Source organism: Escherichia sp. MOD1-EC5990, from assembly GCF_002965285.1.
In the GTDB taxonomy this organism is placed as follows: Bacteria; Pseudomonadota; Gammaproteobacteria; order Enterobacterales; family Enterobacteriaceae; genus Escherichia; species Escherichia coli_F.
The window spans coordinates 1-13,909 of sequence record NZ_PTRV01000004.1; the positions used below are offsets into that span (position 1 = coordinate 1).

15 protein-coding genes and 1 tRNA gene are annotated in these 13,909 nt (G+C 51.0%); 8 read left to right on the forward strand and 8 right to left on the reverse strand.

Annotation, left to right across the window (positions count from 1 at the left end; translation table 11 throughout):
- Positions 1-240: 240 nt before the first annotated feature.
- Both BEB42_RS05665 and BEB42_RS05670 read right to left on the reverse strand, forming a co-directional pair.
- Positions 241-316, reverse strand: a tRNA-Phe gene (locus tag BEB42_RS05665).
- Between the two features lie 105 nt (positions 317-421).
- Entirely contained in the window at positions 422-1,129 is a 708-nt protein-coding gene (locus tag BEB42_RS05670) for a DUF554 domain-containing protein (protein ID WP_000234499.1), read from the reverse strand.
- A 152-nt stretch (positions 1,130-1,281) separates the two neighbouring features.
- Here BEB42_RS05670 and BEB42_RS26655 point away from each other — a divergent pair, with 152 nt between their 5' ends.
- Positions 1,282-1,359 (forward strand): hypothetical protein, encoded by a 78-nt coding sequence (locus tag BEB42_RS26655; RefSeq protein WP_212734103.1) that lies wholly within the window; start codon positions 1,282-1,284, stop codon positions 1,357-1,359.
- Between the two features lie 162 nt (positions 1,360-1,521).
- Positions 1,522-3,657, forward strand: coding sequence for an ornithine decarboxylase (gene speC / locus BEB42_RS05680; RefSeq protein ID WP_000839804.1), 2,136 nt, complete (start codon positions 1,522-1,524; stop codon positions 3,655-3,657).
- 48 nt (positions 3,658-3,705) lie between these two features.
- Here the strand turns inward: speC and nupG are convergent, their stop codons facing one another.
- The 4 genes from nupG to mutY form a co-directional block, all read right to left on the reverse strand.
- Positions 3,706-4,962 carry a nucleoside permease NupG gene (gene nupG / locus BEB42_RS05685; RefSeq protein ID WP_010366442.1) on the reverse strand — a complete coding sequence of 419 codons (1,257 nt, stop codon included), beginning with the start codon at positions 4,960-4,962 and terminating at the stop codon, positions 3,706-3,708.
- A gap of 201 nt (positions 4,963-5,163) precedes the next feature.
- The gene (gene mltC, locus BEB42_RS05690; protein ID WP_000760323.1) at positions 5,164-6,243 is read right to left on the reverse strand and encodes a membrane-bound lytic murein transglycosylase MltC; all 1,080 of its coding nucleotides are present in this window, start codon (positions 6,241-6,243) and stop codon (positions 5,164-5,166) included.
- Between the two features lie 64 nt (positions 6,244-6,307).
- Positions 6,308-6,583 carry an oxidative damage protection protein gene (locus BEB42_RS05695; protein WP_000091700.1) on the reverse strand — a complete coding sequence of 92 codons (276 nt, stop codon included), beginning with the start codon at positions 6,581-6,583 and terminating at the stop codon, positions 6,308-6,310.
- Positions 6,584-6,610: 27 nt separating this feature from the next.
- Positions 6,611-7,663 (reverse strand): A/G-specific adenine glycosylase, encoded by a 1,053-nt coding sequence (gene mutY, locus BEB42_RS05700; protein WP_001352950.1) that lies wholly within the window; start codon positions 7,661-7,663, stop codon positions 6,611-6,613.
- Positions 7,664-7,823: 160 nt separating this feature from the next.
- Here mutY and trmB point away from each other — a divergent pair, with 160 nt between their 5' ends.
- The 6 genes from trmB (at position 7,824) to BEB42_RS05730 (ending at position 12,117) form a co-directional block, all read left to right on the forward strand.
- Positions 7,824-8,543 carry a tRNA (guanosine(46)-N7)-methyltransferase TrmB gene (gene trmB / locus BEB42_RS05710; RefSeq protein ID WP_000786911.1) on the forward strand — a complete coding sequence of 240 codons (720 nt, stop codon included), beginning with the start codon at positions 7,824-7,826 and terminating at the stop codon, positions 8,541-8,543.
- Complete coding sequence (locus BEB42_RS05715) at positions 8,543-8,869, forward strand: YggL family protein (protein ID WP_001107564.1); 327 nt, start codon at positions 8,543-8,545, stop codon at positions 8,867-8,869. Before trmB ends, BEB42_RS05715 begins: the two co-directional genes overlap by 1 nt.
- Positions 8,870-8,891: 22 nt before the next feature.
- On the forward strand, positions 8,892-9,032 hold the full coding sequence (locus BEB42_RS26375; RefSeq protein WP_001296361.1) for a hypothetical protein: 141 nt from the start codon (positions 8,892-8,894) through the stop codon (positions 9,030-9,032).
- A gap of 20 nt (positions 9,033-9,052) precedes the next feature.
- On the forward strand, positions 9,053-9,772 hold the full coding sequence (locus BEB42_RS05720; RefSeq protein ID WP_000984789.1) for a DUF2884 domain-containing protein: 720 nt from the start codon (positions 9,053-9,055) through the stop codon (positions 9,770-9,772).
- Between the two features lie 175 nt (positions 9,773-9,947).
- Positions 9,948-10,994 carry an L-asparaginase 2 gene (gene ansB / locus BEB42_RS05725; RefSeq protein WP_000394126.1) on the forward strand — a complete coding sequence of 349 codons (1,047 nt, stop codon included), beginning with the start codon at positions 9,948-9,950 and terminating at the stop codon, positions 10,992-10,994.
- A 115-nt stretch (positions 10,995-11,109) separates the two neighbouring features.
- On the forward strand, positions 11,110-12,117 hold the full coding sequence (locus BEB42_RS05730; RefSeq protein WP_000745200.1) for a DUF1202 family protein: 1,008 nt from the start codon (positions 11,110-11,112) through the stop codon (positions 12,115-12,117).
- A gap of 64 nt (positions 12,118-12,181) precedes the next feature.
- Here the strand turns inward: BEB42_RS05730 and hemW are convergent, their stop codons facing one another.
- Both hemW and BEB42_RS05740 read right to left on the reverse strand, forming a co-directional pair.
- Positions 12,182-13,318: a radical SAM family heme chaperone HemW gene (hemW, locus tag BEB42_RS05735; RefSeq protein ID WP_000239967.1), complete on the reverse strand. Its 1,137-nt coding sequence runs from the start codon at positions 13,316-13,318 to the stop codon at positions 12,182-12,184.
- Positions 13,311-13,904, reverse strand: coding sequence for an XTP/dITP diphosphatase (locus BEB42_RS05740; RefSeq protein WP_001174753.1), 594 nt, complete (start codon positions 13,902-13,904; stop codon positions 13,311-13,313). Before BEB42_RS05740 ends, hemW begins: the two co-directional genes overlap by 8 nt.
- Positions 13,905-13,909 lie beyond the last annotated feature (5 nt).

The following is a 13,909-nucleotide window of genomic DNA, read 5'->3' on the forward strand; positions in this document are numbered from 1 at the left end:
CATTAAGTCACCTGTTTTGTGTTGAGGTGAGAATATCACCTTTAATCAGGTGGCCAAATTTACTGTGCCACTACAAAATTCTGTCGAACTGGGGTATACCCGCAATTATACCCACACAATGGGGTTGATGTGGGGGGAATCTGGTTGAGTTCGGTAGAATTGATTTGGAGGCAGAACGCTTAAATTGTGGCGTTCTGAAACGAAAAACGGACCTCCGTGGAGGTCCGTTGATATGAATTTTGGTGCCCGGACTCGGAATCGAACCAAGGACACGGGGATTTTCAATCCCCTGCTCTACCGACTGAGCTATCCGGGCAACGGGGCGCATTAAACCTGATTCGCCTCGTCTCGTCAATCAAATTTCTTCAATTTACTGCAGACTGCACAATCTATCATCACTTTGTCGCTATTGCACGCACTGTCAGGCAAACCAGGCGGTCCAGGCTGCGGAAAGCGGCATTGCCAGAAGGAGTGCTGGAAGCATGTTGACCACCGGGAACATTTTAATGCCACAGATGCGTAAGCCGGTTGCCAGCAGCAATAAACCGCCCACGGCGCTGAAGTCTGCCATCATCGACGGTGTGGTCAGCGGTAATATCAGTGCGGCAGCCCACGCCAGCGTTAACTGGATGATCAGTAATGGAATGCTAATCACCGATACCGCGATGCCCAGTGAGCAGGCGAAGATCATTGCCGTAAAAAAATCAAGAAATGACTTGGCGATTAAAATACTCGGATCGCCGGTCATACCTTCGTTCATCGCACCGAAGATCCCGGTGCCGCTGGCGCAAAACAGGACAATAATCGCGACAAAATTCTGAATAAAAGATTCATGCGCTGGCTTCTTACGTGAGTGACGAAACAGATTTTGTGCTTTGGCGACTGCTGTATTGACACCTTTCTCCAGCAAACAAATTTCGCCAATTAGAGCGCCAAGTAGCGTAGCTAAAACCATCGCTGGAAGGTTGGCGCATTTCACCACCAGTAAAATACCAATCCCCAGCGATGCCAGACCAAAAATAGATGTCATGGAGACGCGGATACGTTCCGGTAAACGTTGGCTGAGCAGAGCGCCGATAACGCCACCCAGTAAGACTGCACTCGCGTTGATAAAAGGGCCGATGACCACAAGAGTTCCTGTTAACTGTATTGTTTGATTTTCTTATTATGAACTTTTTGCCTTGTTGATGGCTTGTTTGGTCGCAAAGTCCTGGCTTGCACGCTTTAGCGAAAGGTGCCATGATTGCGCGAATTTTCTCCTCTCTGTACGGAGTTTGCCCGATGCACGCCACCTCCTTACATTCTCTCGCTTATCGCCGTTTCGCGCGAAACTCCTCCCTTTTTCTGCTCATGCGGTGAAGTTAACGCACGCTCACTGCAGGACAACAGTAAAATCAGAGCGTTTCTGCTTTTACTGATGTCTGGCGGTCGGAGCTGGTGACCAGTTTGACCCATATCTCGTGGGGCAGGGTTTTTCACCTTGTCCGGTATTCTTACTTCCCCGAAACGGGTTTTGCACTTATGAAATCAATGAATATTGCCGCCAGTAGTGAACTGGTATCCCGACTTTCTACTCATCGCCGCGTGGTGGCGTTGGGAGATACTGATTTTACGGACGTCGCGGCAGTCGTCATTACCGCTGCGGATAGCCGCAGTGGCATTCTTGCGTTGCTTAAGCGCACCGGTTTTCATCTACCGGTGTTTTTGTATTCCGAACATGTTGTTGAATTACCCGCGGGCGTTACGGCGGTAATCAACGGCAACGAGCAGCAGTGGCTGGAGCTGGAATCCGCAGCCTGTCAGTATGAAGAGAATTTGCTGCCACCGTTTTATGACACGCTGACGCAGTACGTTGAGATGGGCAACAGCACCTTTGCTTGCCCTGGGCATCAACATGGTGCGTTCTTTAAAAAGCATCCTGCTGGTCGTCATTTTTATGATTTCTTTGGCGAGAACGTCTTTCGTGCCGATATGTGTAACGCCGACGTGAAACTGGGCGATTTGCTTATTCATGAAGGTTCGGCGAAGGATGCACAGAAATTCGCAGCCAAAGTCTTTCATGCCGATAAAACCTATTTTGTGCTGAACGGCACATCGGCAGCGAATAAAGTGGTGACGAATGCGCTATTAACGCGTGGCGATCTGGTGCTCTTCGACCGTAACAACCATAAGTCGAATCATCATGGTGCGTTGATTCAGGCGGGGGCGACGCCGGTCTATCTGGAAGCTTCACGTAACCCGTTTGGTTTCATTGGCGGTATTGATGCGCACTGTTTTAATGAAGAGTATCTGCGCCAGCAAATTCGCGACGTTGCGCCAGAAAAAGCAGACCTGCCGCGTCCGTTTCGCCTGGCGATTATTCAGCTGGGAACCTATGACGGCACTGTCTATAACGCCCGACAGGTGGTCGATACCGTTGGGCATCTGTGTGATTACATTCTGTTTGATTCCGCGTGGGTCGGTTACGAACAGTTTATCCCGATGATGGCAGATAGCTCGCCGCTGCTGTTAGAGCTTAACGAAAACGATCCGGGGATCTTTGTGACGCAGTCGGTGCATAAACAGCAGGCGGGCTTCTCGCAGACATCGCAGATCCATAAAAAAGATAACCATATTCGCGGGCAGGCGCGTTTTTGCCCGCATAAGCGGTTAAATAATGCCTTTATGCTCCATGCTTCTACCAGCCCGTTCTATCCGCTGTTTGCCGCGCTGGACGTTAACGCCAAAATTCATGAAGGGGAGAGTGGGCGTCGGCTGTGGGCGGAGTGCGTTGCGTTGGGGATTGAAGCGCGCAAGGCGATTCTTGCGCGCTGTAAGCTGTTCCGCCCGTTTATTCCACCCGTTGTTGATGGCAAATTGTGGCAGGATTATCCGACGTCAGTGTTAGCCAGCGACCGTCGTTTTTTCAGTTTTGAGCCGGGGGCGAAGTGGCACGGCTTTGAAGGATATGCCGCGGAGCAGTATTTTGTCGATCCGTGTAAGCTGTTACTGACCACACCAGGTATTGATGCTGAAACCGGTGAATATAGCGACTTTGGCGTTCCGGCGACGATTCTGGCGCATTATCTGCGTGAGAACGGTATTGTGCCGGAGAAGTGCGATCTCAACTCCATTCTGTTCTTATTAACGCCGGCGGAAAGCCACGAGAAGCTGGCACAACTGGTGGCGATGCTGGCGCAGTTTGAACAGCATATTGAGGATGACTCACCGCTGGCGGAGGTGTTGCCGAGCGTTTATAACAAATATCCGGTGCGCTATCGCGACTACACTTTGCGCCAGTTGTGTCAGGAGATGCATGATCTGTATGTCAGTTTCGACGTCAAAGACCTACAAAAAGCGATGTTCCGCCAGCAGAGTTTCCCGTCAGTGGTGATGAATCCCCAGGATGCGCATAGCGCTTATATTCGCGGTGAAGTGGAGTTGGTGCGGATTCGTGATGCCGAAGGGCGAATTGCGGCAGAAGGGGCTTTGCCTTATCCCCCTGGCGTGCTTTGCGTGGTGCCTGGGGAAGTCTGGGGCGGGGCTGTCCAGCGTTATTTCCTTGCGCTGGAAGAAGGGGTGAATTTGCTGCCAGGTTTTTCACCGGAGCTGCAAGGTGTCTATAGCGAAACCGATTCGGATGGTATGAAACGGTTGTACGGGTATGTGTTGAAGTAAGAATAAAAAAACGGGTCACCTTCTGGCGACCCGTTTTTCTTTGCGTAATTAGTGGCTAACCGTCTGTGTGCCTGTCGGGACACGAACGTGTTTATATTTGAACATCGCCATGAACGCGAAGGCCAGAATCACGGAGTAACCTGCGAAAATCAGCCATACGGTCTGCCAGTCGGTAATGCCGTTTTGGGTGTACATCTCAACCACTTTACCGCTCACGATGCCGCCGAGGATACAGCCGAAGCCGTTAGTCATCATCAGGAACATCCCCTGCGCACTGGCGCGAATTGCCGGGCTAACTTCTTTTTCGACAAACACCGAACCAGAGATGTTGAAGAAGTCGAATGCGCAACCGTAAACGATCATCGACAGTACCAGCAGCACGGTACCGAACGGAGTCGGGTCGCCGTAAGCAAACAGCGCAAAACGCAGGATCCACGCCACGATACTGATCATCATTACGTTCTTAATACCGTAGCGGCTTAAGAAGAACGGGATGGTCAGAATGAACAGGGTTTCAGAGATCTGCGAAATCGACATGATGATTGACGCATGCTGCACGATGAAGCTGCTGGCAAACATCGGATCTTTGTCGAAGCTGTGCAGGAAGGTATTACCGAACATGTTGGTAATCTGCAGTTCCGCGCCCAGCAGCATTGAGAAGATGAAGAAGATTGCCATACGCTTGTTTTTAAACAGCGCGAATGCGTCGAGGCCCAGCAGGGTTGTCCAGCTCTGATTCGCTTGCTGTTTAGCAACCGGAATATGCGGCAGAGTCAGGGTAAACAGAACCAGAATGGCGGAAAGGGCTGCGCCAATATATAGCTGCATGTGGCTTAATTCGAAGCCGGACAGGCTCACCACCCACATTGCCATGATAAAGCCGATGGTGCCCCAGATACGGATTGGCGGGAAGTCAGTAACGATATCCATCCCGGCATTTTGCAGGCGATAGTAAGAGATGGTGTTGATTAACCCAAGCGTTGGCATATAAGCAAACGAGTTAATCAATATCACAAGGAACATCGCTTCCGGCGTCGTGACCTGTGCTGCCATGAACAGCGTGATAGCGCCAATGGTGTGGCAAATGGCATATACCCATTTCGCACTTAACCATTTGTCGGCCACAATCCCCAGCAGCGCAGGCATAAAGACCGCGGCGATACCCAGTGAGCTATAAACTGCGCCAATAGAAGCACCGTCAAACTTCAGGGTAACAAACATATAGGAACCGAGGGTCGTCAGCCAACTTCCCCACAGACAGAACTGCAGAAAAGAGAGGATTTTCAGCTGCAGCTTAAGATTCATGTTAATTTCCTCACATCGTGATGCGGATGAGTGTTTGAAAAAGCACATTTGACCGTGCGAGATGATGCGATTCTATCAACTTCGCAGACTGGTTTTTTGTTACCTGTGGCAAATAATTGCAAACATTCCCAATTTGCAAAACGAAATTGTGATGTGGATAGCATTTTTGCCCCTGAGCATCGTCAGGGGCGGTAAGTGGAATTATCGGCGGCGGTAAGATTTTTGCGCCGTGTTCACTTTATAAAGATAACGGCGAGATTCCGCAGAGGGATGGCGGGTCGTCAGCGTCTGATAAACATCGCCCGGCGTCATGGTGTTAATAATATTAGCCGCCTGAATCTTATCATTCGAAAAGACTCGCAGCACGCTGCCTGCGCCGCCGTTATAGGCGGTGATGACGGCATAACGCCGCGACGTTGGGTTATCAATTCCGCCAAGATAAACATTATTCAGCATCGCCAGATACGCGGTGCCGGTATCAATATTGCTGGCAGGATCAAACAAGAAACTGCGGCTCGGCGTGCCGGATTTCCCCTGCGAGCGGAACACATCTTTCCCGGCAGTATGTTGTACCACCTGCATTAATCCCAGCGCGTCGGAACGGCTAACCGCATACGGGTTAAAGGAAGATTCGGTCTGCATAATAGCGAGAATCAGCGACTCATCAACGCCATATTTCCGTGATGCCTGGCGGACCATACCGAGATATTTGTGCGCACGTTTATCAAGGTGGTTCGGCACCATGTTAATGGTGACGCTGTAGATGATACGCAGCCCGTTGCTGCGGCTCTTCAGACGGTTTTTCAGCAGATAATCCGCGAAGTTGCTCGCGCGACCTTCCCAGCGAATCGGCTGCCCGGTGTTGTCCACCACCTGACCGTAAAGGAAAGGTTCTTTCGAAATCGTAATATCATCAACGTCGGAATAGAGATCGACCGAACTTGGATCGTCACCCATCAGCAACGTTTTGATAATTGCCCGGCGCAAGTGTGCGGCAGGTTCTGTCCCGGCGATGGTTTCGATAGTGATCGTACCGTCATCGAAGTTGATGTGGCTGCGGGTCTGATATTGATCGGTGTATTTCACATAGTCCTTAGGACCGGCGATCACCACCTCTTTGAATCCCCAGATGTTCTCAATATTGTGGGCAAATTGCCCCATCAGAATATCAAAACCGTTGGTATCTTTGACCCAGGCTTCGTTATAGGTATCGCCTTTTTTGGTCGTCGAACAGGAGATGAGCAACGGCGCAATCAAAGCCAGCGCGAGATATTTTTTCATCATTCCGGGTGCGTGTTGTGTTTGTTTTTATGCAAGTTGCCGGAGACGTGCTCCGGCACTGTTTTTATTTTTTATCTTCCGGCGTATAGCCCTCGATATGTACCTCTTTACCCTCGAACAGGAAGTTGACCATCTCCTGCTCCAGCAGCTTGCGGTGCTCGGCATTCATCATGTTGAGTTTCTTTTCATTAATCAGCATGGTTTGTTTGTGCTGCCACTGCGCCCAGGCTTCTTTGGAGATCTCGTTATAGATGCGTTTTCCCAGCTCGCCGGGGTACAGCTGAAAATCCTGGCCTTCTGCTTCACGTTGCAGGAAAGTACAAAAAATCGTTCTGCTCATAAATCATCCTCTTTATCGACTCACGCGCTAAACCGGCGCGCCAGTGCGTAACTGCTGTAACAAACGCTCCACGGGAGCCGCCAGGCCAACTGACGGCGGTTGCGCTAAGTTATACCAGAGCGCATTGCCTTCATCCATGCAGCCGGTGAATGACGACACGGGAAGCCACATAGGCACAATATCTAAGTGGAAATGGCTGAAGGTATGGCGAAACGCGGTCAGCTGCGTCAGGTTATCGGCAGCAATCTGCCGTTGCGCCAGCCATTGCCGCAAACTTTCTTCATCGGCAAACTGCGGGAAACAGTATAAACCGCCCCACAATCCGCTCGGCGGACGCTGCGCCAGAAATACTTCATCTTTGTGCTGTAACAGCAGAAAGTAGCCGGTGCGCTCCGGTAGCGTCTGTTTCGGTTTTTTGCCCGGATAAAGCGACCAGCTATTGTTGGCGGCGGCAATACATCCGTTTTGTAGCGGACAGAGCGAACATTTCGGTTTCGAACGCGTACAAATCATCGCGCCCAAATCCATCATCGCCTGGTTAAACCGTTCCACGCCAACCGCGGGCGTCACCTGCTCGCTTAAACTCCATAGTTTGTTCTCGACCTCTTTTTTCCCAGGCCAGCCGCTTACAGCATAGCAGCGCGCCAGCACCCGTTTGACGTTACCGTCGAGAATCGGAAAGTGCTTACCCAGAGAAAGCGAGAGAATCGCGCCTGCGGTGGAACGCCCGACGCCCGGCAGTGCTGCAACTTCCTCAAAGGTTTCCGGGAATTTACCGCCGTGTAAGGCCGCCACTTGTTGTGCCGCTTTATGTAGGTTGCGCGCGCGGGCGTAATAGCCAAGCCCGGTCCACAAGTGGAGAACTTCGTCCAGCGGCGCATTGGCGAGATCGGTCACCGTCGGGAAGCGCGCCATAAAGCGTTCAAAATAGGGGATAACGGTCGCAACCTGAGTTTGTTGCAACATCACTTCTGAGAGCCATACTTTGTAGGGCGTCTTGTCAATTTGCCAGGGCAGAGATTTTCGCCCGTATTTATCGTACCAGTCCAGAACCTGGGCTGAAAATTGCGACGCTTGCATGGTCACCGAATTCACTGTTGTTGGGGGCAAGATTGCAGCACAGCGACGGCAGGGTGTAAACCGGAACTTTCCGCAGCCACGGCCTTATCATGCTTGCATCCGGCAACTAACTTTGGATAATGCCCGTTTTCAGAACACTTTCACAAGCGACTAAATCTTTATGAAAAACGACGTCATCTCACCGGAATTTGATGAAAACGGCCGCCCACTGCGCCGTATCCGTAGTTTTGTGCGCCGCCAGGGGCGACTGACCAAAGGCCAGGAACATGCGCTGGAAAACTACTGGCCGGTGATGGGCGTTGAGTTCAGCGAAGATATGCTGGATTTCCCTGCGCTTTTTGGCCGTGAAGCGCCGGTGACGCTTGAGATTGGTTTTGGCATGGGGGCGTCGCTGGTGGCAATGGCTAAAGATCGCCCTGAGCAGGACTTCCTCGGCATTGAAGTGCATTCACCAGGCGTTGGTGCGTGCCTGGCTTCTGCGCATGAAGAAGGCTTAAGCAACCTGCGCGTGATGTGTCATGATGCGGTTGAAGTGCTACACAAAATGATTCCTGACAATTCATTGCGCATGGTGCAGCTCTTTTTCCCTGACCCGTGGCACAAAGCGCGCCATAATAAACGCCGTATCGTTCAGGTGCCGTTTGCCGAACTGGTAAAAAGCAAACTGCAACTGGGTGGCGTATTCCATATGGCGACCGACTGGGAACCTTATGCGGAACATATGCTTGAAGTGATGTCTTCTATTGACGGTTATAAAAACCTGTCAGAGAGCAATGATTACGTACCGCGTCCGGCATCACGTCCGGTGACGAAATTTGAACAACGTGGTCATCGTCTTGGTCACGGAGTATGGGACTTAATGTTCGAGAGGGTGAAATAATGGCAAAGAACCGTAGCCGTCGTCTGCGTAAAAAAATGCACATCGACGAATTCCAGGAATTAGGATTTTCGGTGGCATGGCGATTCCCGGAAGGTACATCGGAAGAACAGATTGATAAAACCGTTGATGACTTTATTAACGAGGTTATCGAACCGAACAAACTGGCCTTTGACGGCAGCGGTTATCTGGCCTGGGAAGGTCTGATCTGCATGCAGGAAATCGGCAAATGCACCGAAGAACATCAGGCGATTGTGCGTAAGTGGCTGGAAGAGCGCAAACTGGATGAGGTACGCACCAGCGAACTTTTCGACGTTTGGTGGGACTAAGAAAGCATACGGGCGATGACAAATGCAAAACTGTCTGATGCGCTACGCTTATCAGGCCTGGAAAGATGCACAATCGAGTAGGCCGGATAAGGCGTTTACGCCGCATCCGGCATGGATGACATGTACTTTGTTATCAATCTGGGGCCAGCAAATGCTGGCCTGATTTGTTCTTGAGGGAAGACTATGATGCGCAAAATGCTGCTGGCGGCAGCACTTTCAGTGACGGCGATGACCGCTCACGCCGACTACCAGTGCAGCGTCACGCCGCGTGACGATGTGATTGTCAGCCCGCAAACCGTGCAGGTGAAGGGCGAAAACGGCAATCTGGTGATCACGCCAGACGGCAACGTGATGTATAACGGTAAGCAATATGCCCTGAACGCCGCCCAGCGCGAGCAGGCGAAGGATTATCAGGCTGAACTGCGTAGCACGCTGCCGTGGATTGATGAAGGCGCGAAAAGCCGCGTCGAGAAAGCCCGTATTGCGCTGGATAAAATTATCGTTCAGGAGATGGGCGAAAGCAGCAAAATGCGCAGCCGTCTGACCAAACTTGATGCGCAGCTGAAAGAGCAGATGAACCGCATTATCGAAACGCGCAGCGATGGCCTGACGTTCCACTATAAAGCCATTGATCAGGTTCGCGCCGAAGGCCAGCAATTAGTGAATCAGGCAATGGGCGGAATTTTACAGGACAGCATTAATGAAATGGGCGCGAAAGCGGTGCTGAAAAGCGGTGGTAACCCATTACAGAATGTGCTGGGAAGCCTGGGCGGTCTGCAATCCTCAATCCAGACCGAATGGAAAAAGCAGGAAAAAGACTTCCAGCAGTTTGGCAAAGATGTCTGTAGCCGCGTTGTGACTCTGGAAGATAGCCGCAAAGCCCTGGTCGGGAATTTAAAATAATCCTCTATTTTAAGACGGCATAATACTTTTTTATGCCGTTTAATTCTTCGTTTTGTTACCTGCCTCTAACTTTGTAGATCTCCAAAATATATTCACGTTGTAAATTGTTTAACGTCAAATTTCCCATACAAAGCTAAGGGATAATGCGTAGCGTTCACGTAACTGGAGGAATGAAATGGAGTTTTTCAAAAAGACGGCACTTGCCGCACTGGTTATGGGTTTTAGTGGTGCAGCATTGGCATTACCCAATATCACCATTTTAGCAACCGGCGGGACCATTGCCGGTGGTGGTGACTCCGCAACCAAATCTAACTACACAGCGGGTAAAGTTGGCGTAGAAAATCTGGTTAATGCGGTGCCGCAACTGAAGGACATTGCGAACGTTAAAGGCGAGCAGGTAGTGAATATCGGCTCCCAGGACATGAACGATAATGTCTGGCTGACACTGGCGAAAAAAATTAACACCGACTGCGATAAAACCGACGGCTTCGTCATTACTCACGGTACCGACACGATGGAAGAAACCGCTTACTTCCTCGACCTGACGGTGAAATGCGACAAACCGGTGGTGATGGTCGGCGCAATGCGCCCGTCCACGTCCATGAGCGCAGACGGTCCATTCAACCTGTATAACGCGGTAGTGACCGCAGCTGATAAAGCCTCCGCTAATCGTGGCGTGCTGGTGGTGATGAACGACACCGTACTGGACGGTCGCGATGTCACCAAAACCAACACCACCGACGTAGCGACCTTCAAGTCTGTTAACTACGGTCCTCTGGGTTACATTCACAACGGTAAGATTGACTACCAACGTACCCCGGCACGTAAGCATACCAGCGACACGCCGTTCGATGTCTCTAAGCTGAATGAACTGCCGAAAGTCGGCATCGTTTATAACTACGCTAACGCATCCGATCTTCCGGCTAAAGCACTGGTAGATGCGGGCTATGATGGCATCGTCAGCGCTGGTGTGGGTAACGGTAACCTGTATAAATCCGTGTTCGACACTCTGGCGACCGCCGCGAAAAACGGCACTGCAGTAGTGCGTTCTTCCCGCGTACCGACGGGCGCTACCACTCAGGATGCCGAAGTGGATGATGCGAAATATGGCTTCGTGGCCTCTGGCACGCTGAACCCGCAAAAAGCGCGCGTTCTGCTGCAACTGGCTCTGACGCAAACCAAAGATCCGCAGCAGATCCAGCAGCTCTTCAATCAGTACTAATCACCTCGCCCCGGTATCGTGCCGGGGTTTTTCACTTCAGACTCACGTCCATTGCCAATTTTCATCACCCTAATGATAATCACCGGAATAAATTATTCCGCGCGAGGGTTTTCGGGTGAAAAAGCAATGGATTGTTGGCACGGCGCTGCTTATGTTGATAACTGGTAATGCCTGGGCAGATGGCGAACCGCCAACTGAAAATATCTTAAAAGATCAATTCAAAAAGCAGTATCACGGCATTCTCAAGCTTGATGCCATCAGCTTAAAAAATCTTGATGCTAAGGGTAATCAGGCCACCTGGTCAGCGGAAGGCGATGTCTCTTCCAGTGACGATCTCTATACCTGGGTCGGTCAGTTGGCAGATTACGAACTGCTCGAACAGACCTGGACGAAAGATAAACCGGTAAAATTCTCGGCGATGTTAACCAGTAAAGGAACGCCCGCGTCTGGCTGGTCGGTGAACTTTTACTCTTTTCAGGCGGCAGCCAGCGATCGTGGGCGGGTGGTCGACGATATCAAAACGAATAATAAATATCTGATCGTGAATAGCGAAGATTTCAATTATCGCTTTAGTCAGCTTGAATCAGCGTTGAATACCCAGAAGAACTCGATTCCTGCGCTGGAAAAGGAAGTGAAAGCGCTTGATAAGCAAATGGTGGCGGCGCAGAAAGCAGCGGATGCATATTGGGGAAAAGATGCAAACGGTAAGCAAATGACCCGCGAAGACGCATTTAAAAAAATTCACCAACAGCGTGATGAGTTTAATAAACAGAACGATAGCGAGGCGTTCGCGGTTAAATATGACAAAGAGGTTTATCAACCGGCGATTGCGGCATGTCATAAACAGAGTGCAGAGTGTTATGAAGTGCCGATTCAGCAGAAGCGAGATTTCGATATCAACGAACAACGGCGACAGACTTTTCTGCAATCACAAAAACTTAGCCGTAAATTGCAGGATGACTGGATAACGCTCGAAAAAGGGCAATATCCGTTAACGATGAAAGTTTCAGAAATAAACAGTAAAAAAGTCGCGATTTTGATGAAAATTGACGATATCAACCAGGCTAATGAACGCTGGAAAAAAGATACCGAACAATTGCGGCGCAATGGGGTGATTAAGTAATTTTTGCGATGACGCAAGAGTTGTAGCCGGATGTTGCGTACATGCCGCATCCGGCAATACAAATTTACTCAGCCAGAAAAAGCTCCAGCAGCGAATTTAAAAACAACTTCCCATGTTCCGTTATCTGCCAGTAATCCGCACATTCTGTGAGATAACCCTGAGCAATAGCCTCGTCTAACTGAGGGCGAATAACCTCTTCTGAAAGGCCAGTATACTGGCTAAACTCCACGCGCGGCGCGGCTTCCAGCAGACGGAAGCGATTCATAAAGAACTCAAACGGCTTATCTGCGGTTTCAACATCGCGCTGGCTTTCCAGATACCGCCCCTGCATAAAACCACGCGGATGACGCGTTTTGGTGGTACGCAGAATGCGCCCATCCGGGAAGGTGACTTTGCCGTGCGCGCCGCAGCCAATACCGATGTAGTCACCAAATCGCCAGTAGTTGAGATTGTGCTGGCACTGATAACCTGGTTTGGCGTAAGCGGATGTTTCATACTGCTGATAGCCCGCTGCGGTTAATAACTGATGCCCCTGTTCGAAAATATCCCACAGCGCGTCATCGTCCGGCAGTACAGGAGGGCGCGAGCCAAACAGCGTATTAGGTTCGATGGTTAGCTGATACCAGGAAAGATGCGGCGGATTCAGTTCAATAGCCTGGCGTAGATCGCCAAGCGCCTCTTCCAGTGATTGATCCGGTAGCCCATGCATCAAATCGAGGTTAAAGCTACGTAACCCTAAACCGCTCGCCAGCTTCGCAGCTCGTTTCGCTTCTTGCGGGCCATGAATGCGCCCAAGTCGTTTCAGCTTTTCTTCGCTAAAACTCTGCACACCAATAGAGATGCGATTCACGCCAGCACGCTGATAATCAACAAAGCGATCGGCTTCTACCGTGCCTGGGTTCGCTTCCATGGTGATTTCTGCATCTGCTGCCAGCGGCAAACGCGCACGCACGCCGTCCAGCAGCGTTTGCATCGCCGGGCCAGAAAGCAGGCTCGGCGTACCGCCGCCAATAAAGATTGTCTGCACTTCACGGCCCTGAGCGTAAGCCACATCGTTGTCCAGATCGTTAAGCAGGTGCTGAACATAATCGTCGTGCGGCACTTCTCCTTTCAACGCGTGAGAGTTGAAATCGCAGTACGGACATTTCTGCACGCACCACGGGATGTGAATGTAGAGACTCAGCGGCGGTAATTTAACCATTTCGTAAAGCGTCCAACAGCAGTTTCAATGCCTGACCACGGTGGGAAATGGCGCTCTTTTCTTCGCGGGTCAGTTCGGCAGCAGTTTTACCTTCGGAAGGCACGAAGAAGATTGGATCATAACCAAAGCCGCCAGTACCCACCGGTTCACGAGTAATCACGCCCGGCCAGCTACCGTGGCACACCAGCGGAGTCGGATCTTCCGCGTGGCGCAGATATACCAGCACGCAGTGGAAACGCGCTTGACGTTGGTTGTCCGGTACGTCTTTTAGAGTTTCCAGCAGTTTTTGCAGATTTTTTTGATCGGTCGCGTCTTCACCGGAATAACGTGCGGAGTAAATCCCAGGCGCACCGCCAAGCACATCTACCGCCAGACCAGAGTCGTCGGCAATTGCCGGTAAACCGGTTACTTTTGCCGCGTGGCGTGCTTTCAGAATCGCGTTTTCGATAAAGGTCAGGCCGGTTTCTTCAGCGGAATCTACGCCGAGGTCTGTTTGGGCCACGATATCAAGACCGAAGTCGCTAAGCAGCGACGCCAGCTCACGCACTTTACCGGCATTGCCGGTTGCGAGGACAACTTTTTGCATAGGAT